This window comes from Acinetobacter sp. 24-47-66 (genome assembly GCF_056779755.1).
In genome coordinates, this window is record NZ_JBWYIL010000042.1 from 1 (window position 1) to 450 (window position 450).

A 450-nucleotide genomic window follows, 5' to 3' on the forward strand; every position below is an offset into this window, starting at 1 on the left:
TTATGCAGTTACTTTCGCAACAACACCAGCACCAACTGTACGACCACCTTCACGGATCGCAAAACGTAGACCTGGGTCCATTGCGATTGGGTGGATTAATTCTACTGACATTTCTACGTTGTCACCAGGCATAACCATTTCAACGCCTTCTTTTAATTGAATCGCGCCAGTTACGTCAGTTGTACGGAAGTAGAACTGTGGACGGTAACCGTTAAGGAATGGAGTGTGACGACCACCTTCTTCTTTAGAAAGCACGTATACTTCCGCATCGAATTTAGTGTGTGGCTTGATTGAACCTGGTTTAGAAAGTACTTGACCACGTTGTACGTCTTCACGCTTAGTACCACGTAAAAGTACACCACAGTTCTCGCCCGCACGACCTTCGTCTAGAAGTTTACGGAACATCTCAACACCAGTTACTGTAGTTTTAACTGTGTCTTTGATACCTAC

At 44.9% G+C, this 450-nt stretch carries 1 protein-coding gene; it reads right to left on the reverse strand.

All coding sequences use genetic code 11. The features are described from left to right. Positions 1-450 (reverse strand): EF-Tu C-terminal domain-related protein (locus tag AC1M84_RS14280; protein WP_481595237.1); only part of this gene is annotated, 450 nt, incomplete at its 5' end.